Annotated in this window: 24 protein-coding genes; 18 read left to right on the top strand and 6 right to left on the bottom strand. The window is 59.0% G+C overall.

The window, feature by feature from the left end:
* Nucleotides 1-84 precede the first annotated feature (84 nt).
* The 7 genes from BLP82_RS00790 to BLP82_RS00760 all read left to right on the top strand — a co-directional run bounded on the left by BLP82_RS00790 (nucleotide 85) and on the right by BLP82_RS00760 (nucleotide 9,461).
* Entirely contained in the window at nucleotides 85-1,731 is a 1,647-nt protein-coding gene (locus BLP82_RS00790) for an ABC transporter substrate-binding protein (RefSeq protein WP_092164511.1), read from the top strand.
* A 40-nt stretch (nucleotides 1,732-1,771) separates the two neighbouring features.
* On the top strand, nucleotides 1,772-2,728 hold the full coding sequence (locus tag BLP82_RS00785) for an ABC transporter permease (RefSeq protein WP_092165009.1): 957 nt from the start codon (nucleotides 1,772-1,774) through the stop codon (nucleotides 2,726-2,728).
* The gene (locus BLP82_RS00780) at nucleotides 2,725-3,600 is read left to right on the top strand and encodes an ABC transporter permease (protein ID WP_053121195.1); all 876 of its coding nucleotides are present in this window, start codon (nucleotides 2,725-2,727) and stop codon (nucleotides 3,598-3,600) included. Before BLP82_RS00785 ends, BLP82_RS00780 begins: the two co-directional genes overlap by 4 nt.
* Before the next feature lies 1 nt (nucleotide 3,601).
* The gene (locus BLP82_RS00775; RefSeq protein WP_092164510.1) at nucleotides 3,602-5,443 is read left to right on the top strand and encodes an ABC transporter ATP-binding protein; all 1,842 of its coding nucleotides are present in this window, start codon (nucleotides 3,602-3,604) and stop codon (nucleotides 5,441-5,443) included.
* A gap of 71 nt (nucleotides 5,444-5,514) precedes the next feature.
* Nucleotides 5,515-6,672, top strand: coding sequence for an acetylornithine deacetylase (gene argE, locus BLP82_RS00770; RefSeq protein WP_092164509.1), 1,158 nt, complete (start codon nucleotides 5,515-5,517; stop codon nucleotides 6,670-6,672).
* A gap of 217 nt (nucleotides 6,673-6,889) precedes the next feature.
* A complete protein-coding gene (locus tag BLP82_RS00765) occupies nucleotides 6,890-8,347 on the top strand; it encodes an NAD-dependent succinate-semialdehyde dehydrogenase (protein ID WP_092164508.1) in 1,458 nt (485 codons plus the stop codon).
* A gap of 34 nt (nucleotides 8,348-8,381) precedes the next feature.
* The gene (locus BLP82_RS00760) at nucleotides 8,382-9,461 is read left to right on the top strand and encodes a tartrate dehydrogenase (RefSeq protein WP_092164506.1); all 1,080 of its coding nucleotides are present in this window, start codon (nucleotides 8,382-8,384) and stop codon (nucleotides 9,459-9,461) included.
* Between the two features lie 209 nt (nucleotides 9,462-9,670).
* Here BLP82_RS00760 and BLP82_RS00755 read toward each other — a convergent pair whose 3' ends face one another.
* The 3 genes from BLP82_RS00755 to BLP82_RS00745 form a co-directional block, all read right to left on the bottom strand.
* Complete coding sequence (locus tag BLP82_RS00755; protein ID WP_092164505.1) at nucleotides 9,671-10,378, bottom strand: cupin domain-containing protein; 708 nt, start codon at nucleotides 10,376-10,378, stop codon at nucleotides 9,671-9,673.
* 49 nt (nucleotides 10,379-10,427) lie between these two features.
* Nucleotides 10,428-11,285 (bottom strand): GNAT family N-acetyltransferase, encoded by an 858-nt coding sequence (locus tag BLP82_RS00750; protein ID WP_092164504.1) that lies wholly within the window; start codon nucleotides 11,283-11,285, stop codon nucleotides 10,428-10,430.
* A 226-nt stretch (nucleotides 11,286-11,511) separates the two neighbouring features.
* Complete coding sequence (locus tag BLP82_RS00745; protein ID WP_092164503.1) at nucleotides 11,512-12,438, bottom strand: 2-hydroxyacid dehydrogenase; 927 nt, start codon at nucleotides 12,436-12,438, stop codon at nucleotides 11,512-11,514.
* 286 nt (nucleotides 12,439-12,724) lie between these two features.
* On the opposite strand from BLP82_RS00745, the gene gabT reads away from it, so the two are divergent.
* The 10 genes from gabT (at nucleotide 12,725) to BLP82_RS00695 (ending at nucleotide 21,661) form a co-directional block, all read left to right on the top strand.
* Complete coding sequence (gene gabT, locus BLP82_RS00740; protein WP_092164502.1) at nucleotides 12,725-14,017, top strand: 4-aminobutyrate--2-oxoglutarate transaminase; 1,293 nt, start codon at nucleotides 12,725-12,727, stop codon at nucleotides 14,015-14,017.
* Between the two features lie 92 nt (nucleotides 14,018-14,109).
* A complete protein-coding gene (locus BLP82_RS00735; RefSeq protein ID WP_092164501.1) occupies nucleotides 14,110-14,766 on the top strand; it encodes an HAD family hydrolase in 657 nt (218 codons plus the stop codon).
* 45 nt (nucleotides 14,767-14,811) lie between these two features.
* On the top strand, nucleotides 14,812-15,300 hold the full coding sequence (locus BLP82_RS00730; protein ID WP_008146530.1) for an Lrp/AsnC family transcriptional regulator: 489 nt from the start codon (nucleotides 14,812-14,814) through the stop codon (nucleotides 15,298-15,300).
* A 299-nt stretch (nucleotides 15,301-15,599) separates the two neighbouring features.
* The gene (gene pstS, locus BLP82_RS00725; RefSeq protein WP_092164500.1) at nucleotides 15,600-16,631 is read left to right on the top strand and encodes a phosphate ABC transporter substrate-binding protein PstS; all 1,032 of its coding nucleotides are present in this window, start codon (nucleotides 15,600-15,602) and stop codon (nucleotides 16,629-16,631) included.
* Nucleotides 16,632-16,703: 72 nt separating this feature from the next.
* Entirely contained in the window at nucleotides 16,704-17,669 is a 966-nt protein-coding gene (gene pstC / locus BLP82_RS00720; protein WP_060742350.1) for a phosphate ABC transporter permease subunit PstC, read from the top strand.
* Nucleotides 17,669-18,580, top strand: coding sequence for a phosphate ABC transporter permease PstA (gene pstA / locus BLP82_RS00715; RefSeq protein ID WP_060742349.1), 912 nt, complete (start codon nucleotides 17,669-17,671; stop codon nucleotides 18,578-18,580). The genes pstC and pstA overlap by 1 nt, the downstream gene beginning before the upstream one ends.
* A 75-nt stretch (nucleotides 18,581-18,655) precedes the next feature.
* On the top strand, nucleotides 18,656-19,417 hold the full coding sequence (gene pstB / locus BLP82_RS00710; RefSeq protein WP_025214260.1) for a phosphate ABC transporter ATP-binding protein PstB: 762 nt from the start codon (nucleotides 18,656-18,658) through the stop codon (nucleotides 19,415-19,417).
* Between the two features lie 93 nt (nucleotides 19,418-19,510).
* Nucleotides 19,511-20,209, top strand: coding sequence for a hypothetical protein (locus tag BLP82_RS00705; protein ID WP_092164499.1), 699 nt, complete (start codon nucleotides 19,511-19,513; stop codon nucleotides 20,207-20,209).
* Nucleotides 20,209-20,835, top strand: a complete 627-nt coding sequence (locus tag BLP82_RS00700; RefSeq protein ID WP_371914088.1) for a hypothetical protein — start codon at nucleotides 20,209-20,211, stop codon at nucleotides 20,833-20,835. Before BLP82_RS00705 ends, BLP82_RS00700 begins: the two co-directional genes overlap by 1 nt.
* 190 nt (nucleotides 20,836-21,025) lie before the next feature.
* On the top strand, nucleotides 21,026-21,661 hold the full coding sequence (locus BLP82_RS00695; RefSeq protein WP_092164498.1) for a hypothetical protein: 636 nt from the start codon (nucleotides 21,026-21,028) through the stop codon (nucleotides 21,659-21,661).
* Nucleotides 21,662-21,706: 45 nt separating this feature from the next.
* On the opposite strand, the gene BLP82_RS00690 is transcribed toward BLP82_RS00695, so the two are convergent.
* Nucleotides 21,707-22,252: a hypothetical protein gene (locus BLP82_RS00690; RefSeq protein WP_092164497.1), complete on the bottom strand. Its 546-nt coding sequence runs from the start codon at nucleotides 22,250-22,252 to the stop codon at nucleotides 21,707-21,709.
* Between the two features lie 548 nt (nucleotides 22,253-22,800).
* Between BLP82_RS00690 and BLP82_RS00685 the strand changes: the two genes are divergently transcribed.
* Nucleotides 22,801-23,736 (top strand): hypothetical protein, encoded by a 936-nt coding sequence (locus BLP82_RS00685; RefSeq protein WP_092164496.1) that lies wholly within the window; start codon nucleotides 22,801-22,803, stop codon nucleotides 23,734-23,736.
* A 75-nt stretch (nucleotides 23,737-23,811) separates the two neighbouring features.
* Here the strand turns inward: BLP82_RS00685 and BLP82_RS00680 are convergent, their stop codons facing one another.
* Both BLP82_RS00680 and BLP82_RS00675 read right to left on the bottom strand, forming a co-directional pair.
* A complete protein-coding gene (locus tag BLP82_RS00680) occupies nucleotides 23,812-24,516 on the bottom strand; it encodes a hypothetical protein (protein WP_139197789.1) in 705 nt (234 codons plus the stop codon).
* Nucleotides 24,509-24,925 carry a hypothetical protein gene (locus BLP82_RS00675; protein WP_092164494.1) on the bottom strand — a complete coding sequence of 139 codons (417 nt, stop codon included), beginning with the start codon at nucleotides 24,923-24,925 and terminating at the stop codon, nucleotides 24,509-24,511. Before BLP82_RS00675 ends, BLP82_RS00680 begins: the two co-directional genes overlap by 8 nt.
* Between the last annotated feature and the right edge of the window lie 821 nt (nucleotides 24,926-25,746).

Raw genomic sequence — 25,746 nt, 5'->3', positions numbered from 1 at the left:
GTTGCGGGGAGACGCTTCACGTTTCAACACATTGCGTTAATCGCGAGCAATCGAGCCTTATCATTTCCGAAAGGTAGAACTGACATGACTGACAAAAAAAACAGTATCGACACCCAGCTGATAACAGGTACGGAAAGTCTGCGCATTTTCGAAGGGCTCAATCGCGGCATGTCACGCCGCAATGCATTGCAAATGCTGGGATTGGCCGGGGTGGCCGTGGCGGGCGCGGGCAGCCTGTTCGGCGCCGCCGGCAAGCTGTTCGCCGATGAGGAGGCCGCCGCCCCTGGCAAAGGCAAGCCTGGCGGGCGCATTCGCGTCGCAGGCTCGACCAGTTCCACCGCCGACACCCTCGATCCGGCCAAAGGTTCATCGTCCACCGATTATGTGCGCCATTACATGTTCTATAACGGGCTGACGCGTTTCGACAGCCACATGGTGCCGCAACTGGAACTGGCGGAGCGTATCGACACCACCGACGCCACGCTTTGGGTGATCAGCCTGCGTAAGGAAGTGACCTTCCACAATGGCAAGGCCCTGACCGCCGCCGACGTGGTGTTTTCGCTGCTGCGGCACAAGGACCCGATCACCGGTTCCAAGGTCCTGCCGCTGGCGTCGCAGTTCGCCGAAGTCAAAGCCGTCGGCACCCACGAAGTGCAGATACAATTGAGCGGCCCCAACGCTGAGCTGCCGTCGATCCTGGCCGTCTCCCACATGTTGATCGTGCCCGAGGGCACCAGCGATTTCAGCCAGGGCATCGGTACCGGTCCGTTCAAGGTCAAGGAGTTCAAGCCCGGGGTACGCTCCATTGGTGTGCGCAATACCAACTACTGGAAACCCGGCTTGCCGTACCTGGACGAGATCGAATTCATCGGCATCGCCGACGAATCGTCACGGATCAACGCCCTGTTGTCGGGGGACGTGCATATCGTCAACGAGGTCAACCCACGCTCGACGACTCGCATCAAGGCCAGCGCCAAGCACCAGGTCATCGATTCACCGTCGGGCAACTACACTGACCTGATCATCCGCCAGGACCAGATGCCGGGCAAAAGTCCGGAATTCACCCAGGCCATGAAGTTGCTGCTGGACCGGGAACAGATCAAGTCGGCGATCTTCCGGGGCTATGCCAGGGTCGGCAACGATCATCCGATCGCACCCGGTGCACGTTTCTACAACGCCGAGTTGCCACAACGGGCCTACGATCCGGAGCAGGCCAAGTTCCTGCTCAAGAAGGCCGGCATGGAAAACATCAGCATGCCGCTGATGTGCTCGCCAGCGGCGACCGGCTCGGTGGACGTCGCGGTGTTGCTGCAGCAGTCCGCCAAGGAGGCGGGACTCAAGCTCAACGTCAACCGCCTGCCGAGCGACGGCTACTGGTCCAACCATTGGGCCAAGCATCCACTGAGCTTCGGCAACATCAACCCGCGGCCCAATGCCGACATGCTGTTCTCGCAGTTCTTCCAGTCGAGCGCACCGTGGAATGAATCGGGTTGGAAAAACGAACAGTTCGACCAGCTGTTGGTGCAGGCCCGAGGTGAAACCGACGAGGTCAAGCGCGGCAAGATGTACGGCGACATGCAGGTGCTGGTGCATGAGCACTGTGGCATCGGCGTACCGGTATTCATCAGTAACATCGATGGCGCCGATCAGCGCGTAAAGGGTTACGGCGCCAACCCCCTGGGCGGTTTCATGGGCTACATGTTTGCCGAGCAAGTCTGGCTGGACGCCTGATGACCGCCGGGTTTGGGCCATATTGCATGAGGGTCGGATGATGAATAGCAACACACTCTGGTTGATCGGCCGCCGCCTGGGGGCGGCGGTCGTGACCTTGTTGATTGTCTCCATGGTGGTGTTCGCCATCACGGCAGTGCTGCCGGGGGACGCGGCGCAACAGGCGCTGGGGCAGTTCGCCACGCCGGAACAGGTGGCGGCCCTGCGGATGAAAATGGGGTTGGACCAGCCCGGTGTGTTGCGTTACCTGCATTGGCTGACGAGCCTGCTCAGCGGTGATTTGGGGATGTCGATCTCCAACGCCATGCCGGTCGTCGACTTGATGGCCGGGCGGGTCCCCAACACCTTGATGCTGGCGGCTGCCACGGCGTTGGTATCGGTGCCTGTGGCCTTGACCCTGGGTATCGGTTCGGCGATGGGGCGTGGCGGGCGCGTCGACAGCTTCCTGAGCTTCTTCACCTTGACCATGGTGGCGGTGCCGGAGTTTCTGGTCGCTACCTTGGCGGTGCTGATATTCGCGGTGAACCTGGGCTGGTTGTCGGCACTGTCCTACGCCAGTGACATCACCTCACCCTGGCAATTCATGCGCACCTACGCCTTGCCGGTGATGACGCTGTGCTGCGTGATTGTCGCGCAAATGTCGCGCATGACCCGGGCGGCGGTGATCGATCAACTCGACAGCCCTTACGTGGAAATGGCCCGCCTCAAGGGCGTCAGCAATATCCGGATCGTCCTTCGGCATGCCTTGCCCAATGCCATTGGCCCCATCGCCAATGCCATCGCCCTGAGCCTGTCCTATCTGCTGGGCGGGGTGGTGATCGTGGAAACGATCTTCAACTACCCCGGCATCGCCAGCCTGATGGTCGATGCCGTGACCAACCGCGACATGGCCCTGGTCCAGGCCTGCACCATGTTGTTTTGTACGGCGTACCTGGCGTTGGTGTTGATTGCCGACCTGTGCGCGATCCTTTCCAACCCGAGGCTGAGAAACCAATGAACAACCTCATTGTGAAGTCCCCGACGGCGGCCGTTGCGCTGGGGCTGGGCAAAGACGCCCACGCCAAGTCCTGGCTTGGCCTGGTCGGTGCCGCGATGTGTGTGATCTGGTTGCTGGTGGCCATCTTCGGTCCGTGGCTGGCGCCGCATCCGGTGGGAGAGGTGGTCTCTGACAACGTCTTCGACAGCCTGAGCGCGACATACCCGTTCGGCACCGATTACCTGGGCCGCGACATGCTCAGCCGGATCCTCGTCGGCGCACGCTTCACCGTCGGCCTGGCGTTGGTGGCCGCGGTGTTGTCCAGCACCCTGGGAACCAGTCTGGCGCTGTTGTCGGTGGTGTCGCCAAAGTGGCTGGATGAGCTGATCAGTCGCCTGATGGACGCGTTCATCTCGATCCCCAGCAAGATGTTGGCACTGATCATGGTCTCGGCCTTCGGCTCCTCGGTCACCTTGCTGATCTGCACCGCGGTGTTGAGCTACACCCCGGGCGCTTTCCGCATTGCCCGCAGCATGGCGGTGAATATCGAAGCCCTGGAATACGTGCAAGTGGCCCGTACCCGTGGCGAGCGCCGGCTGTACATCGCTTGTGTGGAAATCCTGCCGAACATACTCAACCCGGTGCTGGCGGACCTGGGCCTGCGCTTCGGTTTTATCGTGCTGCTGCTCAGTGGCATGAGTTTCCTGGGGCTGGGCGTGCAACCACCGGATGCCGACCTGGGCTCGCTGGTGCGCGAGAACATCGGTGGCCTCAATCAGGGGGCGCCGGCCATTGTGATTCCGGCCCTGGCCATCGGCACCCTGACCATCGGTGTGAATCTGTTCATCGACCGGTTGTCGTCGCGACGTAGCCGACGTTCGGGAGGTCATTGAAATGAGTGAATTGATTCGAGTACAGGACCTTCGAGTGGTCGCCTGTGGCGAACAAGGTGAAGTGGATATCGTCAAGGGTGTCAGCTTCTCCCTGCAGAAAGGCGAAGTGTTGGCGTTGATCGGTGAGTCCGGTTCCGGCAAGACCACCATTGCCCTGGCGCTGCTTGGTTATGCCCGGCGCGGTTGTCGCCTGGCGGGCGGCGTGGTGCAGATCGGCGAGCATGACATGCTGGCGTCGAGCGAGAGCCAGTTGCAGAAGTTGCGGGGCAACCGGGTGTCCTATATCGCCCAGAGCGCCGCAGCGGCATTCAACCCGGCGAAAAAACTGATCGACCAAGTGGTGGAGGGCGCTCTGATTCATGGTCTGGGTAGTCGGGCGGTGCTTGCAGCCAAGGCCATCGAGTTGTTCCGCGACCTGGCCCTGCCAGACCCTGAGCGCATCGGCCAGCGCTACCCCCATCAGGTGTCCGGCGGGCAACTGCAACGGGTGATGGCGGCCATGGCGCTGATCAGTGATCCGTTGCTGGTGGTGCTCGACGAGCCGACCACGGCCCTCGATGTGACAACCCAGATCGATGTGCTGCGGGCCTTCAAGCGAGTGGTCCGTGAACGTGGGGCCACGGCCGTCTACGTGTCTCACGACCTGGCGGTGGTGGCGCAGATGGCTGACCAGATCGTGGTGCTCAATGGCGGCGAAATCTTCGAACACAGCGCCACGGCACCGTTGCTCAAGGGGCCGGCCCACGAATACACCCGCAGCTTGCTGGCGGCGGCGCGACCGGACACGACGATCCGTCCGCCGAGCGACCTCGCCCAAGAGACACCGTTGCTGACTATCCAGGGGCTCACCGCCGGCTACGGCAACAAAAACGCCCAGGGCATGCCAGCGATTCGCGTGCTGGAAGACATTGACCTGACGGTTCGCAGAGGCCAGGCCATCGGCGTCATCGGTGAGTCGGGCTCCGGCAAATCGACCCTGGCACGGGTCGTGGCCGGATTGTTGGTACCGGCCCTTGGCGGCTTGACCTTCGATGGCCAACCCCTGGGGGGCAGCCTATCGTCGCGCACCCCCGAGCAGTTCCGACGTATTCAAATGGTCTTCCAGAATGCCGACACCGCGCTCAACCCGATGCACAGCGTCAGCACGATCCTGAGCCGTCCGCTGAAGATGTATTTCGGCCTCAAGGGCGCGGCTTTGCGCGAGCGTGTCGGCGAATTGCTGGACCTGGTGCGTCTGCCACGGGCACTGGCGCAGCGGCGTCCGAACGAACTGTCCGGCGGGCAGAAGCAACGGGTCAACCTGGCCAGGGCCTTGGCGGCCAAGCCGGACCTGATTCTCTGCGACGAGGTGACCTCGGCGCTGGATACCGTGGTCGGTGCGGCGATTCTCGAACTGCTGCGCGATCTGCGCCAGCAACTGGGGGTGTCCTATTTGTTCATCAGCCACGACATCTCCACCGTGCGCGCCTTGTGTGACGATATCGTGGTGATGTACAGCGGCCACAAGATCCAGGCCGGCACGCGCCAATCCTATGCCGAGGCACCGTTCCATCCGTATACCGACCTGCTGATCCATTCCGTACCGGAACTGCGCCAGGGCTGGCTGGAAACCTGTGGGGCAACGACCTGCCAGACGTTGCCGCCCGTTGGCCCTAAAGCCAACGTGCCCGGCCTGTGCACCTTTCTCAGTCGCTGCCCGGTACGGGTCGACGGCTTGTGCAATTGTGTCGCGCCGCAACGGCGGATGATTGTGGGCGGCAGTGAAATCCTCTGCCACCACGACAGTGCGGAACTGATGAAGACCCAGCAGTCCAACAGCGTTAACGTGGCGGCGTATGCCTGAACCGGCGTTTCGTCAGGCTGGTCGACATCAAGCGCTTCTTCTTTTTCAGTCGAGCAATGGAGCAAGGCCTCATGAAACCCCGTGTGTTGGACATTCTCAAACGGCTGATGGCCTTCGATACCGTCTCCTCGGAATCGAACATGGCCTTGATCGAGTACGTGCGCGATCTGCTGCTGACCAAGGGCATCGAGTCACTGATCGTCCAGGATGAAAGCGGCAAGAAAGCCAATCTGTTTGCCAGTACCGGGCCACGGGACGTACCGGGGATCCTGCTGTCCGGGCATACCGACGTGGTGCCGGCGGCGGGGCAGGCCTGGACCTTTCCGGCTTTCGAGGCGACGGTGCAGGACGGGCGGATTTATGGCCGTGGCAGTTGCGACATGAAGGGTTTTATCGCACTGGCTGTCGACGCCATGCTCGAGGCCACCGAGCAGCCATTGAGCCGGCCCTTGCAATTGGCCCTGTCCCATGACGAAGAGATCGGTTGCGTGGGGGTGCGTCGTTTGCTCGATGTGCTGCACCTGGCACCGGTCCGGCCGTTTCTGTGCGTCATCGGCGAGCCAACCAATATGCAGTTCGTACTCGGGCACAAGGGCAAGGGTTCCTACCGTACTTACTGTCGTGGCCTGGAAGCGCATTCCTCCCTGGCACCGCGCTCGGTCAATGCCATTCACGTGGCCTGCGACTTCATCGCCGCGCTGCGCCTGAGCCAGCAGCAGTTGCAAGAGCAGGGCGCCCGGGATACCGATTACGACGTGCCCTACAGCACCGTGCATGTTGGACAGATTGTCGGCGGCAAGGCGCTGAACATTGTGCCTAATCTGTGCACCCTGGACTTCGAAGTGCGTAACTTGCCGGCGGACGACCTGGACGGATTCCTGGAACAGATGCGCGAGCGCGCCGAACTGATCGTCGGCGAAGCCAGGAAGCTCTCCAGTGTGGCCGCTATCGAAATCGAGACCCTGAATGTCTACCCGGGCCTCGATACCCACCCGAGCGTCGAAGCGGTGCGTTTCCTGAAAAACTTTGCCGCGCCGGACACCGGCACGGCCAAGGTCTCATTCGGCACCGAGGGCGGCTTGTTCAAACAACGCCTGGATGTGCCGGTGGTGGTCTGCGGGCCAGGCTCGATAGAACAGGCGCACAAGCCTGACGAGTTCATCGAGATCAGCCAGATGGACGCTGGCGAGCGCTTCCTGAAAGGGTTAGTGGGTTCAATGCATCGCTAGTGTTCCGTCTGCCTGATTGAACAATCCGTCACCACGCCTGCAACCCCAAGGGTTTCATCGCCTGATCGAGGCGCACGGCGATTAATCCACACCCACGGTAGAGCATGCCGTCGAAGGCTGATTTTCAGCATTCACGGCTGTAGGGCCGGCGTTTTCAGCATCCTCGTCCAGGGCGAAACAATAGACTGAAGGCTGTCTCAAAACAGGACCCGATGCCATGCTCAAGAATCGCCTGAAAGACCCCAGCCTGCTGGTAGAACGCGCTTACATCGACGGCCAGTGGGTCGGCGCCGACAACGCCGCGACCGTGGACGTTATCAACCCGGCCACCGGCGAAGTGCTCGCCAAGGTCCCCGCGATACAAGGCAGTGAAACCCGGCGGGCCGTCGAAGCTGCCGATCGTGCCTGGCCGGCCTGGCGTGCACGTCCGGCGGCAGAACGGGCGGCGCTGCTGGATCGCTGGTATCAGGCCATGATCGACAACCTCGACGACCTGGCGTTGATCTTGACCTGCGAACAGGGCAAGCCGCTGGCAGAAGCCCAGGGCGAAATTCGCTACGGAGCCAGCTTCGTCAAATGGTTCGCCGAAGAAGCCCGACGGGTCTACGGCGAAACCATCCAGGCCCCCAGCGGTGATCGCCGCTTGCTGACCCTCAAGCAACCGGTCGGTGTTTGCGCCGCGATCACCCCGTGGAACTTCCCCAACGCGATGATCACCCGCAAGTGCGCGCCGGCCCTGGCCGCCGGGTGCACGATCGTGGTCAAGCCGTCGGACCTGACCCCGCTCTCGGCCCTGGCCCTGGCGGTGTTGGCCGAGCGGGTCGGCATTCCGGCCGGGGTGTTCAACGTCGTGACCGGCATGCCCGCCGGCATTGGTGAAGAACTGACCGGCAACCCGACAGTGCGCAAGCTGTCTTTCACCGGGTCCACGGCGGTCGGTCGCCTGCTGATGCGCCAGAGCGCCGAACACATCAAGCGCTTGAGCCTGGAACTGGGCGGTAACGCACCGTTCATCGTGTTCGACGACGCTGACCTGGAGCAGGCCGTGACCGGCATCATGCTCAGCAAATTCCGCAACGCCGGGCAGACCTGCGTCTGCGCCAACCGGATCCTGGTGCAGGATGGGATCTACGAGCGCTTCGCCCAGCGTCTGGTGGAGGAGGTGGGCAAGCTCAAGGTCGGCGATGGCCTGGATGCCGGCGTAAACATAGGTCCACTGATCAATACGGCGGCGGTCAGCAAGGTCGCTCGACATATCGACGAGGCCTTGAGTCAGGGCGCTCGTCTACTCTGTGGTGAAATCCCCAAGGGCGACAGCCAGTTCGTCCGGCCGACGGTACTCGGTGAGGCCCATGCCGGAATGCTGCTGGCCAATGAAGAGACCTTCGGCCCCGTTGCACCGCTGATGCGCTTCAACACTGAAGAAGAGGCGCTGGCCTCGGCCAACGCAACCCCTTATGGCTTGGCCGCCTATTTCTTCACCCAGGATTTGCGCCGCTCATGGCGGTTCGGCGAGGCGCTGGAGTTCGGCATGGTCGGGCTCAATACCGGGCTCATTTCCATGGACGTCGCCCCCTTTGGCGGTATCAAGCAATCGGGCCTGGGGCGTGAAGGCAGCAAGTATGGCCTGGACGAGTTCCTTGAAGTCAAAGCCTTCCACATGGGTGGCCTGTGATCCGGTCAGCATTTGAAGAGAGGAGGCACGGTTGATGAGCAAACCATTCAGAATCGCCGCGATTGCCGGCGACGGTATCGGTAAGGAAGTCCTGCCGGAAGGGCTGCGGGTATTGGAACAGGCCGCGAAGAAATGGCAATTGGACTTGAGCATCGAAGTGCTCGACTGGGCCCACTGCGATTATTACCTGGAGCACGGGCAGATGATGCCCGACGACTGGTTCGCGCAGCTCAAGGACTTCGACGCGATCTACTTTGGCGCCGTGGGCTGGCCGGACAAGGTGCCGGATCACATTTCCCTGTGGGGGTCGCTGCTGAAGTTCCGCCGGGACTTCGACCAATACGTGAACATCCGGCCGGTGCGGCTGTTTCCCGGCGTACCGTGCCCGCTGGCCGGACGCGAAGCCGGGGACATCGACTTCGTGGTGATCCGCGAAAACACCGAGGGCGAATATTCCTCGATCGGCGGCAAGATGTTCGAAGGCACCGAGCATGAGTTCGTGCTGCAGGAGTCAGTGTTCACCCGCCGCGGCGTGGACCGGATTCTCAAGTTCGCCTTCGACCTGGCCCAGACCCGGCCGCGCAAACGCCTGACCGCGGCGACCAAGTCCAACGGCATCTCCATCAGCATGCCGTACTGGGATGAACGCACCGCGCTCATGGCGCAGCAGTACCCGGACGTCACCTGGGACAAGCAACACATCGATATCCTCTGCGCGCGCTTCGTGCTTCAACCCGACCGTTTCGATGTGGTCGTGGCGTCGAATCTGTTCGGCGACATCCTGTCCGACCTGGGCCCTGCCTGCGCCGGCACCATCGGCATCGCCCCTTCGGCGAACCTCGACCCGGAACGGCGCTTCCCCTCGTTGTTCGAACCGGTCCATGGTTCGGCGCCGGATATCTATGGACGGAACATCGCCAACCCGATTGCGATGATCTGGTCCGGCGCCTTGATGCTGGACTTCCTCGGCAATGGCGATGAGCGCTACCGTGCGGCCCATGATGGGATTCTCAAGGCCATCGAGCAGGTGATCGCCGCGGGGCCGATCACGCCTGATCTAGGCGGGCAGGGCTCGACCCAGGATGTTGGTCAGGCGATTGCGATGGCGCTTTGAACTGAACATCGCGAGCAAGCTCGCTCCCACATTGGATTTTCAGAAGCCACAGACCTCATGTACACCGCGCTCCCCTTGTGGGAGCGAGCTTGCTCGCGATGGCGTTGCGTCAGTCGACATCATCATTGCTGAAGGTCTGCCATCGCGAGCAAGCTCAGCTCCCACAGGGAAAGCGCGGCCTCACCAACCCAAAAAAACCCCGCCAGACATCACTTGCAGACGTAGAACTTGCGCACATAGACGCTGCTCTTCCAGGCGCAGGGGGCGCCTCGCGGCACGAACACTGTATCGCCCGTGTTGACCGCCAGTTCGGAACCATCGGCGATCTGGAGAATGATTCTGCCTTCGATCAGGTGCATCAGTTCATGCATCGTGTGTGGCCGCGCCTTGCGGACATAGGGTGTCGAGTCCCAGATGCCGATACGCAGGTTGGTCGCGTCCTCGACGAACACGTTGTTCGAGCGACATTGCGGTGTCGGGCTCAGCAGGAACTCTTCACTCGGCGGCGTCGAAGGGGAGAGCAGGGAGTATGGGGGGAGGGCGGTCAATCCGACAGTGCCTGTTTCAACAGGCTGGGTATCGGCACAGAATGCCCAGAACGAGCCAGGTAGCGCGTCGATCTGAACCGATGTACCACGGGCGATCACGGCGCTGTCGCCCGGATTGAGTTCGAGCGCGTGATCCTGGCTCTGCAAGATGACGCGTCCCGCGTGAACCACGATCGTTTCACTGTACGGGTAATGGTCGACGCTGAATTGTCCGCTCGCCTGGACGACACCGGCAGCCATGTTATCCGTCCCGACATAAGCGATCTGTCGGTCGAAAGGATCGTTGGCGTCCAATGAGCCGCAGGTGAATGCTGTGGACGCGGGAGTACCGTCGGCATGTGCGAGCAGCACGGCAGTGGGTTCTAGCATGAGGGTGTTTCTCCAGGAGAGTGAATGGTGTAGCTGTGAGGTAGGGGCGTCAGCCGATGGCCTGGGTCACCAGCGCAAACTGGTGTACGCCGTCGCTGGCCTGGGGTGGGGTCCCACGAACCATTTGTGCGACGGTGTCGACCTGCTTCAGCCCGGCTTCTTCCAGCCAGGAACCGAGGCCGCTGTCGGGCAGTACATCCATGCGCACGAAAGCATCCGGCACTTGCGCCAACAACACCGCGATCAGGTGCTTGGCCTGCTCTGGATTTTCCGCAACGACCGGGCCGATGTAACGACCACGACCGAAGGAACGCAGGAGGGCGAACGCTCGCAATTGCCCCTCACGCTCGATACCCACGACGTCTTCGACACTCTCGAACAGATCGTTGAGCACGGCATGCCGGTCCAGGCCGCTGCCGGCGTTGGCGAGTGCGATCACGTCGTTTCGATCGGCGTCGGCCAGGTGGCGCAGGCGCTCACCGGATGGCAGGTCCGTGGGGGCCGGAGACGATACGTTTCCTTGGTGTTGTTGGATATGCCCAAAGTCGACGAATCCCTGGCTGACATAAAGAGGTGCGCCGGCCAGCGTCGCATTGAGCATGGGGGTCTGCGAACCGCACGCCTGGAGTGCCAGCTCCATCAGTTTTCGACCGATGCCCTGGCCCTGGTACTCATCGCTGACGATCACCAGGCCGATCGTGGCGTAGTCACCCTGTGGGCAGGTGAACGCCGTACCGATCAGGCGGCCTTCGTCCTCTGCGACAAAACCGTGCGAGACACGCTGCAGCATGGCCCAGTCTTCCAGGCGGTGGGGCCACTTCAACCGCACGGACAAGGCATGAGCCGATGTCACATCGGCAGGCGTCATGGGGCGATAGGTACAGGCGGGGCGTTGCGTGTTGGACATGACAGATCTCCATGGACAGGGAGCGTGACCGGTCGGATTTCTCCGCTGAAAGTGTTGGTATCTCACCTGCCGCCAGGCCTGACAAGAGGCGGACATTGATTCGGTAGATTGCATAAGTTGCGGCTTCGCGCGCCGCAGTTATTGCTCAAATCGGGATCAGGCTCAGCAGCAAATATCAGCGAATTTTCCGTCGGTGTTTTTCTCGTAGGTGCATGACACGCGCAGGTCAGTAACGGCGCTGAGGGTCAATCTGGCCGAGCATCGATTCGCCACGTTGATGGCGACGGATATTGTCCAGCAACACGCCAAAGGCGCTTTCGGGCTGGGTCATCGCCGCGATATGCGGCGTCAGCAATATTTGCGGATGCTGCCAGAACGGGTGATCCGGCGCGGCCGGTTCCTGTTGCAATACGTCGAGCACCGCGGCACTGAGCTGGCCACTGGCTAGGGCCTCGAGCAGATCCTCTTCTATCAGGTGCCCGCCGCGGCCCATGTTGACCAGGGCAGCCCCCTTGGGCAGATGGTGGAACAACTGGCGGTTGAGAATCCCTCTGGTCTGCTCGGTCAATGGCAAGACACACAACACGATGTCGCATTGGCCGAGGAACGCCGGGAGCTGTTCGTCACCGGCAAAGCAATCTACCCCGGCGATGCGGTGTTCGCTGCGTGCCCAACCCGACAAGGCAAAACCAAAGGTCTGCAAGGTGGCCAGGATCTGCTGGGCCTGCATGCCTAGCCCCATGACGCCGACACGACGTTGGGCCGCCGGTTGCAGCAAGTGCGCCTGCCAGCAACGGGCGATCTGTTGCTGGCGATAACGGAGCATGTCCCGGTGCAGGCTGAGCACGGCGAAACTGGCGTACTCGCACATGCCCCGGGTGATGCCAGGGTCGAGTAACCGGACCACCGGCAGGGACGTGGGCAGGCGATCGAGGTCAAGCTGGTCGACCCCGGCCGACAAGGCGAACAGCACCTCCAGGTTCGGCAGCAATGTTTCGAGGTCGTTCGGCGCCTGCCAAGCGGCGAGGTAGCGAATATCCTTCGGATCGCCGATGTCCGGCCAGGCACGCCATTCGATATCCGGCGCGTGCTCGGCGAATAGACGCTTCCATTGTTCGCCGCGTACCGGGTCGGCTTTATAAAGCAGGGCCATGGGTCACTTCTCGTACTGGATGGGGAACCTCCAGCATGCCCGAGTGGCAAAGTAGGATGTATCAAAAGAGCCTGCGTAATCACACATCACTGCGTTGTATAGGGTGTCTGCCAGCAGATTCCATGGGACTGGAGGCGGCTGAAGGAATCTGCTGTTTGCCGGGGTTAAAACAGTCGATCCGAATTTCCCAGAGGCCAAGTTCGGCTTAGACAATCGCGTCGAACGCTTAACCTGTGGAACACATCGCAGCCGTTTCCCGGTTGCCTGGTTCACTGTGGGAGATGCCATGAACAGTAAAGTCGAAGAAACCCCAAGTTTGCTCCGTCAACGCGATCAATTCGTGCCTCGGGGTCTGGTCACCGCACATCCGCTGGTCATCGACCGGGCCAAAGGGGCTGAAGTGTGGGACGTGGATGGGGCGCGCTACCTGGACTTCGTCGGCGGCATTGGCGTCCTGAACATCGGCCACAATCATCCGAAGGTAGTCGCGGCCGTGCAGGCCCAATTGCAAAAGGTCAGCCATGCTTGCTTCCAGGTGGTGGCGTACAAGCCCTATCTAGACCTGGTCAAGCGCCTGTGTGGGTTGGTGGGTGGTCAGCAAGCCTACAAGGCGGCGCTGTTCACCTCTGGCGCAGAGGCGGTGGAGAACGCGGTGAAGATCGCCCGCGCCCATACCAATCGTCCCGCGGTGATTTCCTTTCGTGGCGGTTTTCATGGACGTACCTTGCTGGGTACTACGCTGACGGGCATGAGCCAGCCCTACAAGCAGAACTTCGGGCCCTTCGCACCGGATGTCTTCCATACCCCATACCCGAATGCCTATCGCGGTTTCAGCAGCGAGATGGCGTTGCAGGCCCTGAATGAGTTGCTGGCGACCCAAGTCGCTCCGGATCGAGTCGCGGCGATCATCATCGAGCCGGTGCAGGGCGACGGCGGTTTCCTTTCTGCGCCACCCGAGTTTCTCCAGGCGCTGCGGACCCTGACCGAGCAACACGGCATCGTACTCATCCTCGATGAAATCCAGACCGGCTTCGGCCGTACCGGCAAATGGTTCGGTTTTCAGCACGCCGGCATTCAGCCGGACCTGGTCACTGTCGCCAAGAGTCTGGCAGGTGGCCTGCCCATTTCGGGCGTGGTGGGGCGTGCGCACATCATGGACGCGCCATTGCCCGGTGGTCTTGGCGGCACCTATGGCGGCAACGCCTTGTCCTGTGCCGCCGCGCTGGCGGTGATCGACGCTTACGAACAGGAGCAGTTGCTCGAGCGTGGCCAGGTCCTGGGCGAGCGGCTGCGTCAGGGCCTGCTGCGCTTGCAGGCACGTCACTCGCGCATCGGTGACGTGCGCGGCACCGGCTTCATGCTGGCCATCGAATTGATCAAGGACGATGAGGCCCGCAGCCCCGATGCCGAACTCACCCAACAACTGATCGACCAGGCCAGGGTAGGCGGGCTGTTGGTGATCAAATGCGGGGTGTACCGAAATGTCCTGCGCTTCCTGGCGCCCCTGGTCACCGAAGAAAGTCAGATCGACGAAGCACTGACCATTCTTGAAGCAGCATTGCTACGCGTGTTGGATTAATCTCAGGTCTCGGTCGGCCCGCAGTAGCGCTGTGCCGACCGGGGGCATTTAGCGCATATGGATTGATGAATGCATCATGGGAGGCGACACACATGCACCTGACTGATTATCGTGCGCTGCTGATCGATTGCGACGAAGTCCTGGTCGATCGGGATTCCGGTGTCTGGACGGCCCTGCAACCTTTGCTAGACAGCCATCCGGACGTGCCAGGCAGGGAAGCGGTGCTGGCTGAGTTCGACGAGGCGGTGCGCGGGCTCTATCCGCGTTTTTCCGAACTGGGCTTCAGTGGTTTGTTGTGCTTTGCCCATCGTCAACTGGCAGAGCGCCTGGGGCTCAAGGTCAGTTGGGAGGAGGGCATGAGCTTTGCCCGTTCGGCCAGCAACTGGTCTCTGTTCGAGGACGCGCCCGGTGCCATGTTGTACCTGCGCAAATTCTACCGGCTGCTGGTGTACTGCGATCGTGATGCCGAGGATCGTGACCCGCTCTGCGAGCGCTTGGGAGTTCCCCCCGAGGACCTGCATTCCCGCGCCAACAATCCATTGGAGGACGAGGCATGGTTGCTGGCGAACAAGCTCAAGCCTGAAAACATCATGCAAGTGTCCAGGCCGCCCGCATCCCCGCCAAAATCGGCTGGCCTGTGCCTGATCCGCCGTGGCCATGAGCCTGATAATCAAGCATATTCCGCCGATTTCTACATCACCAGCATGGCCGACCTCGTCGCTCAGCATCAGCTATCTTTGCGGCGTTGAATTTGCTAAAACCACTGTCACCTGAAGACAACCGAGGGGTACCCGATGGAAGGTTTAATAAAACTAGACCGAATTGATATCAGTATCCTTGTTGAACTTCAAAAGGACGGTCGAATGACCAACGTCAGTCTCGCCGATGCCGTGGGCCTGTCATCCAGCCCCTGCCTGCAGCGAGTCAAGCGGCTCGAGTCGGCCGGTTATATTTCCGGCTACAGGGCTCATCTCAACCTGGCCAAGATCACTGACTCGGTCACGGTTTTCACTGAAATCACCCTCAGCGACCACAAGCGGGAAGACTTCGCCAAGTTCGAATCCAATATTCGCTTGGTCGATGAGGTACTGGAGTGCCATTTGATCAGCGGCGGTTACGATTACCTGGTGCGCTTCATGACGTGCAGCATCCAGCATTACCAGGAAGTGATCGAAGGGTTGCTGGACAAGAACATCGGCATTTCCAAGTACTTCAGCTACATCGTTATCAAATCCCCCGTGCTCAAGGATGGGGTGCCGCTGCGTAGGTTGCTGCGCCACTGATACGTCCCAGCGCCAGCCGTCCATGACGGCAATCCCTCGAACGGGTCCTTACGACCTTCAAGCAGCCCCAGCGCTGCCGGAATCAATGCGCCTCGGCATTGCGATCCGATCAATCGGCGTGTGAATTCAAGTTCTTCAGGCCCTGCGCAAACGCCGGGGCGTGGGTGTGCGCGAGCTTTTCACGTCGGTGCCGTGGCGCAAAACGGGGACATTTGTCCCCTTTTGCAATTCGATGTTCATAAAACCGTAACACGACTGTTGCAGAGTTCCCCAGCCGTCATCACAAGGAATTTCTTTCAATGAAAAGTTTGATGAAGTCTGTTGCGCTCGCCGTTACGCTTTCTCTTGGTGCCACTTCGGCGTCGTTCGCTGCAGAAAGCGTCCGTCTGACGGGTTCTGGCGCGAGTTTCCCGGCGCCGATCTACCTGACCTGGTTCAAGGATTTCAGCAAGAAATCCGAAGGTGTCACTGTGGATTACCAATCCAAGGGCAGCGGCGCGGGTGTACAGGACTTCCTGAATAAAACCGTTGATTTCGCCGCCAGTGACTCGGCAATGAAAGACGAGGATATCGCCAAGGTTGCCGAAGGCGTGCAGCTGCTGCCGATGACCGCCGGGGAAATCGTGCTGGCCTATAACCTGCCGGGCAATCCTAAAGGCCTGAAGTTGCCACGCGATGTCTACTCAAACATTTTCCTGGGCAAGATCACCCGCTGGAACGATCCAAAGATCGTCGCCGCCAACCCGGACCTGAAACTGTCCGATACGCCGATTACGGTGGTTGTACGTGCGGACTCCAGCGGTACCACCGCGGTATTCACCAAACACTTGGCGACCATCAATCCGGAGTTCAAGCAGGCGCTGGGGGAGGGCAATACCGTCAACTGGCCGGCCAGTGACAAGTTCATCAAGTCGCCGAAGAACGATGGTGTGACGGCTACCGTGCGCCAGACGCCGGGCGCGATCGGCTACATCGAATACGGCTTCGCCAAACTTGCCAAGGTTGACTTCGCCCAGTTGCAGAACAAGGCCGGCCAATACGTCGTGCCAAACGCCGAGAGCGGTGCCGAGGCTCTGGCAGCGGTGAAGATGCCGGATAGCCTGGTGTCCTGGTTGCCTGATCCGGACGGCGCCAAGTCGTACCCGATCACCTCCTACACCTGGATGATTTTCCGCAAGAACAACGGCAACCCGGCCAAGGCCAAGGCCATGCGTGAAATGGTCGAATACAGCCTGACCGAAGGGCAGAAAATTGCCGATTCGATGGGTTATATCCCGTTGCCGCAATCGGTTGTCGACCAGGTTCGCAAAGCGTCCGCCAACATTCAGTAACGCCTGAGGCCTCTCTCGGCGTGTGCTGTCAGCCATGCCGGGAGAGTTTCCCCCTTGTTCCGGACTTAGCCAATGAACAAACCCTTTGTCGTACCGGTTAATCCAGATTCTGCCTGCCAACCACCGTCCGCGAAGGACTTCCTGGTTGATCGCACCTTTCGTGCGCTTGCGCGTATTGGGGTCATTCTGGTTCTGGCGTTGGTATTTGCCCTCGTATTCGAAGTGGGGCGCAAGGCGCTGCCTGGCATGGAAAAGCACGGGTTTGATGTGCTCCTAGGCACCGTCTGGGACGTGAACCAGGGTAAATACGGCATCTTGCCGGCAATCTGGGGCACGCTTTACAGTGCCTTCATCGCATTGCTGATCGCGGGCTTTTTCGGCGTCAGCATGGCGATTTTCCTGACCCAGGACTTCCTGCCCCCCAAGCTCGCCGCCATTTTCCGCACCATTGTCGAATTACTCGCGGCCATCCCCAGCGTCGTCTACGGCCTGTGGGGGATCTACGTGGTGATTCCGGCGATTCGGCCACTGACCACCTGGTTGAACAGCGAACTCGGCTGGGTGCCATTTTTCGGCACATCCTTGAGCGGGCCGGGGCTGCTTCCTGCGGCGTTGGTGCTCGCCATCATGATTCTTCCGACCATTGCCGCTGTTTCGCAGGATGCGCTTACGGGCGTACCGATGAAAACCAAACAGGCCGCCTACGGCATGGGGACCACCCACTGGGAAGCGATTCTCAAGGTGATGGTGCCATCGGCCGCCACGGGCATTTTCGGTTCTTTGGTACTTGGCCTGGGACGCGCGTTGGGTGAAACGATGGCACTGGCCATGCTGGTAGGCAACGCGAATAACATTTCCCTCTCGCTGTTCGCCCCGGCCAACACCCTGGCGGCCTTGCTGGCCCTGAACTTCCCCGAAGCCGGGCCGAACGAGATCGAGGTGTTGATGTATGCCGCACTGGTGCTGATGTTGATCACGTTGATCGTGAACGTCTTCGGCTCCTTGATCATGATGTACGCCCAACGGGGTAATAAGTGATGACCGACCTGACTGCTGCAACAGACTTGACGGCTCCAGCAGGCGCGATGCCCAGCCTGCAGCGCAAGTTCGAGGGCCGCGCCCTGCGCAGCCTGATCTTGACCACCCTGGTCTGGGGCGGGGCGCTGCTGGCCAGCGTGCCGTTGATTTCCGTGCTCTACATGCTGATCACCCGCGGCGGCGCTCGCCTGAACCTGGAAGTCTTCACCGAACTGCCGCCGACTGGCTTCGAGATGGGCGGGGGCTTCGGCAACGCAATGGCAGGTACCTTTGTGATGGTGGGTATCGCGGCGGCAATCGCGGTGCCGGTCGGCATCATGGCGGCGATTTTCCTGGCTGAACTGGGGCCGGACAGCAAGCTGGCGAACGCTGCGCGCTTTGCCGCCAAGATGCTCACGGGGCTGCCATCGATTCTGGCCGGGGTGTTTGCTTACGCCCTGGTGGTGATGACCACCGGCACTTATTCGGCCCCAGCCGGTGGCGTGGCGCTGGCAGTCCTGATGCTGCCTATCGTCGTGCTGACGGCGGAAGAGTCGATGCGGATGGTGCCCAAGATCATGAAGGATGCCGCCTATGGCATGGGCTGCACGCGCTCGCAGGTGATCTGGAAAATCGTCTTGCCCACCGGCATGCCGGCGATCCTGACCGGCGTCATGCTGGCGGTGGCACGGGCCGCGGGCGAAACAGCGCCGCTGTTGTTTACCGCGCTGTTCAGCAACTACTGGATCTACCACCAAGGCAGCCTCGAGGTCATGAACCCGACGGCATCGCTTGCCGTGCTGATCTACAACTTCTCCGGCATGCCGTTCGACAACCAGCTCGAGCTCGCATGGGCGGCCTCACTGGTGCTGGTGATGATCGTGCTGGTCGTGAATATCATCAGCCGTATCTTCGGCAAGCCCAAGTATTAAGAACGGGAGCATCTGATCTTGAACGTATCCACTGCGCAAATAGCCGCTCCGTTTGTCACCCAGGCACCTGTAGTCATGGACTGCAAACTGGACAAGATTTTCTACGGCAACTTCATGGCGGTACGTGACAGCCATGTGCCGATCGAGAAAAACAAGATCACCGGTTTCATCGGGCCATCCGGCTGCGGCAAGAGTACCGTGCTGCGCAGCCTGAACCGGATGAACGATCTGGTGAAAGGCTTCCGTTTCGAAGGCCACGTGCACTTCCTTGGGCAAGATGTCTACGGCAAGGGCGTTGACCCGGTGGTCGTGCGCCGTTACATCGGCATGGTGTTCCAGCAGCCGAACCCGTTCTCGATGAGCATCTTCGACAACGTCGCGTTTGGCCTGCGCCTCAACCGCTACAAAGGCGATATAGGCGATCGGGTCAAGCATGCGCTGCAAGGCGCCGCCCTGTGGGATGAAGTCAAGGACAAGCTCAAGGTCAGCGGCCTGTCGCTCTCCGGCGGCCAGCAACAACGCCTGTGCATCGCCCGCGCCATCGCCACCGAGCCGGAAGTCCTGCTGCTGGATGAGCCCTGTTCGGCACTCGACCCGATCGCTACCCGGCGGGTCGAGGAATTGATGGTCGAGTTGAAGAAGGATTACACCATCGCGCTGGTCACCCACAACATGCAGCAAGCCATCCGTGTCGCTGACACCACTGCGTTCTTCTCGGTGGATATTTCCCAGGGCACGCGTACTGGCTATCTGGTTGAAATGGGCCCGACGACGCAGATTTTCGACAACCCACGTGAACAGATGACCGGTGACTACATCAGCGGCAAGTTCAGCTAACCATACATCCGGTCAAGGCCGCATACCTGCAGAAGCCAAATGGATTTGGCGGGCATCCGGTAGACATTTACCAAGCGTTTCCAAGGAGCACCAATGCCTGCTACGCATCGCCTTGATTTGCCTGCGATTGAACATGCACTACGCGAAGTGCAACACCGCTTCGCCGAGCTCAGCCGGCACTTCACGGAGCCACGCGACCCCTTGACTGACGAAGTACTGCACAACGTGCTTGAAGGCTACGCGTTGATTGACGACTATGTTGCCCGCGGCGTCGATCTGTTCGACCTTCAGCACCTGAACCTGATGCTCGAGATCAACGCCACGGTGCTTTGTGGCCGAGACCCGACGCGCCGCCTGGAATACGCCCAGCACCTGGCCGCGACCGAGGCGCATTTCTTCAACAACGTTGAGGGAGGCATCAAGGACTTGTTCAATTGGTATTGCGCGTACCGCAGCGAATCCGTCTGGAAGCGTGCGGCTGGCGTCTATGTGCGCATTCTCAGCAAGCCGCAGTTGTTCATTGAAGGGAACAACCGCAGTGGGTCGCTCATCGTCAGCTACCTGCTCATGCGTGCGGGCTTGCCGCCCTTCGTGTTGACGCTGGAAAACGCCAAAGGCTACTTCAACCCGTCATCGGTTATACGCAACTCTGCCAAACATGGAGTCAAGGCGTTGTACGAACTGCCCAAGATCAAGAAAAAATACGCAGCCTTCCTGGAAGAACAAGCGCCTGACCCGATGAAGTTCTTCCTCAAGGGCAAGTCTTTGCCCCTCTCTCAGGGTGGCCATTGATGAGCGGGAACTCAGCGCTCGCCAAATGCAAAACCTTCGGCAGCCGGGCAGGGCAGGCCATCCGCTGCGCCATCCCGATGCAGATATCCAGGCGGCCGCGCATACGCATTTCGTTTGATATCGATGACACGCTCGCCTGCCAACTCCACCACTGCGAAGTCGAACAAAGCCGATTGCCGGCCTGTGTTCATCGCTGGCTGGGTGAGCCATTGCGCAGGGGGACACGCTCCCTGATCCGAGAGCTGCGCCGCCAGGACTGCAGCATCTGGGTCTATACATCGTCCGGCCGTACGCCGTCCTACATCCGGCGTTGGCTGTTGCTCTACGGCATCCGCGTCGACGGTGTGGTCAACAGCGTGCTGCACAATCAGGCGCTAACGGACCATGGGCTGTCGAACACACCCTCGAAGTATCCGCCGGCGTTCGATATCGACTTGCATGTCGATGATTCCGAAGGCGTACAGATTGAAGGTGATGACCATGGCTTTCGTGTTGTCGTGGTGCATCCGGAAGATGACGGCTGGGCCCATAAAGTGCTGGAGGCGGTCGCCATTGTTCAGGCGCAGCTGGCTTGGCAGCAGATGCCTGTCCAACAACCTTCGTTACACCGGATGCCGACTGTTTAGCGGGTGATCGCGAGTCGCGCCCCTTTAGCAGGCCGAACGCGCTCGGTCGCTCCAGCTCATCCCTCAGCCTCGTCAATGGAAAAACGCGGGCGAGGGCAGAGAGTGATGGCCTTTTGATTTCAAGCGAATATCGCTAGAATTCGTCCCCCTCTCTGTGAGCGGCATCAATACCTTAAGCAAGGAAGTCGATATGCAATTTGGAAAAGCCATAGGCCTTGCCTTGGCCTTGAGCCTCAGTGGATGCGCCAGTTTCACCAAAGATGAAGTCGCCCCCGTGAATCTGCCTTCGATGGCCAGCTATTCGAACAAACCGAACGTCTATGTCGACTTCGATTTCTATCAGGGCGAACCCGACAATGCCAAAGCCACCGAGGTGCCTCAGGCCCGTGACATGCTCAAGCCCGATCTGAAGCGAGCCTTCGATGAATCAGGGCTTTTCGGGCGTGTAGTGTTCGACGAGTTCCAGAAGCAACCCGGCGACTACAGCCTTCGCCTGAAGGTCTACAACCATGCGCCAGGCGGTGGACAAATGGTCTGGGCGTTCATCAGCGGCCTCACGTTCACGGTCATTCCTGCGCTGGCAACCGACCAGTACACCGTGAGCCTGGAAACCTTGGACAATCAGGGCCAGCCGTTGGGCAAGACCAGCAATCATGACGCGGTCAACACTTGGATGGGTATCTGGTTCCTGCCGCTGGCGGGTAACACCCCCAAGGCTGCCATCACTGACACCTTCAATCGCCAGGTCAATGCGCTGCTGAAGAACTGGGTCGACAACAACCGCATGAAATATTCCGCTGTCGATACCCACATCCCACGGGGTTGAGACCGATAGAAAAAGAGCCGCAGTCGCGGCTCTTTTTTTTTTTGATCACTTCAACGCTTGAGTGAACTGTGGGTCGTTGTACAAGCTCCTGAGCAGATCTTGCAGCATAGGGTTGTAGTTGTTAGCCGCCGCCGGAATGGCGATCGGACCGAAGAAGCTACTGTCCCACTCACGCTGCACGTCTTTGGTGGTTTCGTACAAAACCTGATCACCTTTACGCAGGGTGAAGCGTGCAGCCAGCTCGCCGTGCCCAGTGCCCGCGCCGGCGGTGAGCTGGCTCTTGACCAACTGAACCTGCAGCTGCCGATCAGCACGAGGATCCAACAGACCAGCCTGACGCAGCTCATCGTTGATCGCGGCTTGGATGTGCAGTGGAATGCTGCCCACGGGCGAAGAAATCGGGTTCAGACGCACCATCAGCGACCCTTGACCCGTATCGGCATTCACCTGCGTCTCGCGCAGGGACTGCATGGGCTCATTTTTCTTGAGCTGCTGAACGTTCTGGAAATTGGGTTCATAGCGGGTCATGGTCACGCCGCAGCCCTGGAGCAGCAATGCGCAGAACGGTAGAGCCAGGTAGAGCTTCTTCACAGCAAATCCTTATGTGCTTTTTTAGAGAGGGGGATTATCGACAGATAGCGTTGAGCCATCAAGGGTGGGGGTGGGTTTATGCGTACTTAAACATCGTGTGGACGGATCAGTCATTCACGTACCCCCGATAAACTAACCGGTCTACTCACGAACCGCCGCCGGGAAACGCTTCGACAGACCTGGAGAAAGGACTGCCATTGCGACTCTGTCCATGATGAGCGGCGTTTTACCTGGCGCAAGTCATGTCTGCAAGTTGCATGAGGTTCTTTCGAGCTGGAAGCACCAAATATCCTCGTGTGGGCCGTCTTGGGTGAACACTGTTACATCTCACCCTGAACTCCTGATTAAATATGGCCAATATAAATGTATCTAGGGCAAGCGCCCACGCTGTTTTGGCGGATAATGCCAAGACACTAAGCATGCATGCTGGCATGCTTAGATGCGTTACTCTTGGAGGGCACCCGTTGAATGCCGATTGTGGCTATAGGCATTTCATAAAATTTGGCATATATTCACCTCAAGCTAAACATATTAGGTGATATATCTACATGGCATCTGTACTAACGCAGTCCCTGGTTGAGTTTATGGAGAGCGTGGCCTTGGCGAATGGAGGCAGGTGGGATCATCACGCCTATTGTTATTTAAACTTTCAGACTTCCGTTCAGGTGGCAGTGGAGGAGGGTGATTCATTCGGTGCGCTTCCTGGGGCCTTCAGTACCACCAAGCAGTTTTTTAAATGGGCAAAATTAAACGAGCTGATCAAAGTGTCTGTTGGCACCCCATCAAATCCTGCGTTCATGACGCATGGCGTGGGCAATAGCTCGTTTAACTTGAGAGGCAGCTCATTTATCTGGGTCAAAGCCACGTCGTCAAAATACAGAGTGGCACTGCTGGCTTGGTTGAATTACCTACGCGATGATCGAAAGCTATTTGAAGTGCAGGGGCGTGCTGCGATTGTTTACGAGCGAGTCGCAGCTTCTGTGGAAGCGGGTGCCATCCGTAAAAAAGTATCCCCAGGTCGCCGCGCGAAGCTGGTTAAAATTTTCAGAGCCATGGCCGCGCGCTGTCAGATTGCTTCTTCCTCTGAACAGGCTGCCATTAAAGACAGCCACCTGCTCAAGCCATTTGACTCGACACTGGATGCGGATCATGTCATCAATAAAAAATCCCTGAAAGATCTACCGCACGCGTGGGTAATGTTAGCGCCCGTCATCGCGAGCTCGAATAGAAGGTTTGGCCTTGCCGTTGAGCAATACGCCGTACCTTTTACTGCACAGCAAGGTCCAATTGGCTTGGACGCAGTGACCACATTCAAGTTGTTCGCCGCCACGTTTCCTTCAACTGCTAACACCTTGGACAAACAAGTCACTGCTTTTAGAAAACGATTTATCCCAAGAGGGCCAGGGCTCAAGGCCGAGTTGGAGACGGTTGCCGATAAGCTGCGTGGGTTTGTAGACAGAACCAATACGACCTTCATCCGTTAAGTCTTGTAAGACCAATCATACTCCAATAAAAGGGCATCAAATGATGCCTCTAACTGAGTACCTCCAGTTTGTCTTCTATGGCTTTGCGGGATCACCCTCTGAGGACGCTGGCCATCCTTGCTGCTTGGCCAACTCTTCAAGTGCAGCTGGAGAATGGGCCTGCGCATTATGGATTGTCGAGTGAACCTCGGGATTGACTGCGACCATGTTATTTGGGTCAACGCTTTTGCGTGGTTGATCCGCGACTCGCTCCTTGTGGTGGACTTCAGCGTTCGGCTGCAACGGCTGACCAGATAGGCATCCGGTCGCTTCCTGTTTCACAACTTTTTTGACAGCAGGCATAGTCTTCTCATTCCGGGACTCAAGCACGAGTCGCCGAACCTCAAGCTCAGGGTTATCTCGGGCAGTGTTTAAGCAGGCCTCGGAATATTTTAGCCCTTGCAACTGCTGGGCGTCCCTAGGCTCTTGAATCCGTCGCGACAGCTCTTGGTTGATTGGCGCGCTCTTGACGTAATGGTCATTGCCGTTCTCCATTTTTTGTTCAGGCGGGAGGTTAGCAACTACCAAGTTGGCGCCAGCCTGATCTGTCTGAAGTAGCGTCTTGAGGCAATTTTTGTTGATCAATAGCTCGCCTTCAGGCGTATAGACAACATGAGTCTTTACTGCTTTTTGAATACGCGTGGCTGCTTTCGGATCGACCAGATCTGATGGTTCTGGAAGATTAAGATTCAAGGCCGATACCGGGAAAATGACTGGGGATTTATTGTTATTATCACTCATCGTCATCAGCTCCCACGTAGGTTATTTCCTCGTACAGTTTCGTGAGTGCCTTAAAGGCTTCGCTGTCACCATTGGTCTTATCGGGATGCACTATGTTGGCCAGTCTTCTGAACCATCGCTTGGCAGCCTCATGATCACGGAAGTACTCATCTTTGACCTCAAGGAAGTCATTCCTGGTCTTTCCAGTAAGCATGGTCAGGAAGAAAATGACCTCAGCCTGTCGGCTGACAAAGTGACCAGAGTGGGGGGGGCTCCAGGGCTGTACTCTCATAACATAGGGCATCAGCTCCTCATAGCTCTGTGCTTGAACCTTGAATGGGCTAGCGAACTGTTCAAGGGCGAGCCTTACCTCTTCGACCGTACCGAGCGCCTCAAGCTGCTCCGGAGAATCAATGTTTGCGAAATTCATGTTGGAGTCACCTGTAGTGTGGCCGGAAAAAAATCCCGTAAGAACGAGTAGAAACAATCCTCGCCGTGGCTGCTGTTCTTCAGCTGTTGGCGCTTCGTCAGACTAGGGCTTCAGGCTGGTGGCTCCTCGATCACCAACCCATTTGACTAATTCTTCGACTGCGGCCCGCAAAGCGTCTTTGTTATGGCTCAGACGCTCAAGGACTTCAGCTGCTGTCCGTAGCTCTTTCATGAATAGCGTGCCTTGATGAGGTTTGAGGCAGAGGTTTTACCACGGTTTTCTAGCTTTAAGATGTAGAACGTGAGCATCCAGCCATCAGTCTCAACGCTCATCTGGCCGCAGTAGATTTCAGGCCAAGACCATGGCGAACGCCTTATAGACGTCAGCTTTGTGAGGGCGGCAATGTAGCGGAGGTCGGGATAAACACATCGTTTAACATAATATACATTATGTGTAGCCAATGATCAGCCCAGGTGACGCCCTGTGCAGGCTTTTTCGCTGTGCTGCCGCTGTCGGCCACGACGGTAAATGCGGCGCCTTACCAGGTTCTGGCTGAACGAATGGCTCACGCTTTGAGGCCAGTTCAGCATGCTGACGACGACCTGTCAGCCACGGGTTAAAACTTCCATACGCGACAGCGACTCTGAACTGCGTTAATTGGCAAAAGCTTCCTGGAACATCAGGTTGCCGATATCTCCAAGGAGACATGTCGACACACCGTTCTCATCAGTCTCCCTTGTCAGATCCTGTAATAAATCGTCCCGTATGAAGTATTGGAAACCGTTGTAGGATTTCTTCCCCAATCATTTCCAGGTCTGTAT

This window comes from Pseudomonas sp. NFACC37-1 (genome assembly GCF_900101575.1).
Lineage (GTDB): Bacteria > Pseudomonadota > Gammaproteobacteria > Pseudomonadales > Pseudomonadaceae > Aquipseudomonas > Aquipseudomonas fluorescens_AA.
Note: the sequence above shows the minus strand (reverse complement) of the source record. Positions and strands in the feature narration are given on the sequence as shown.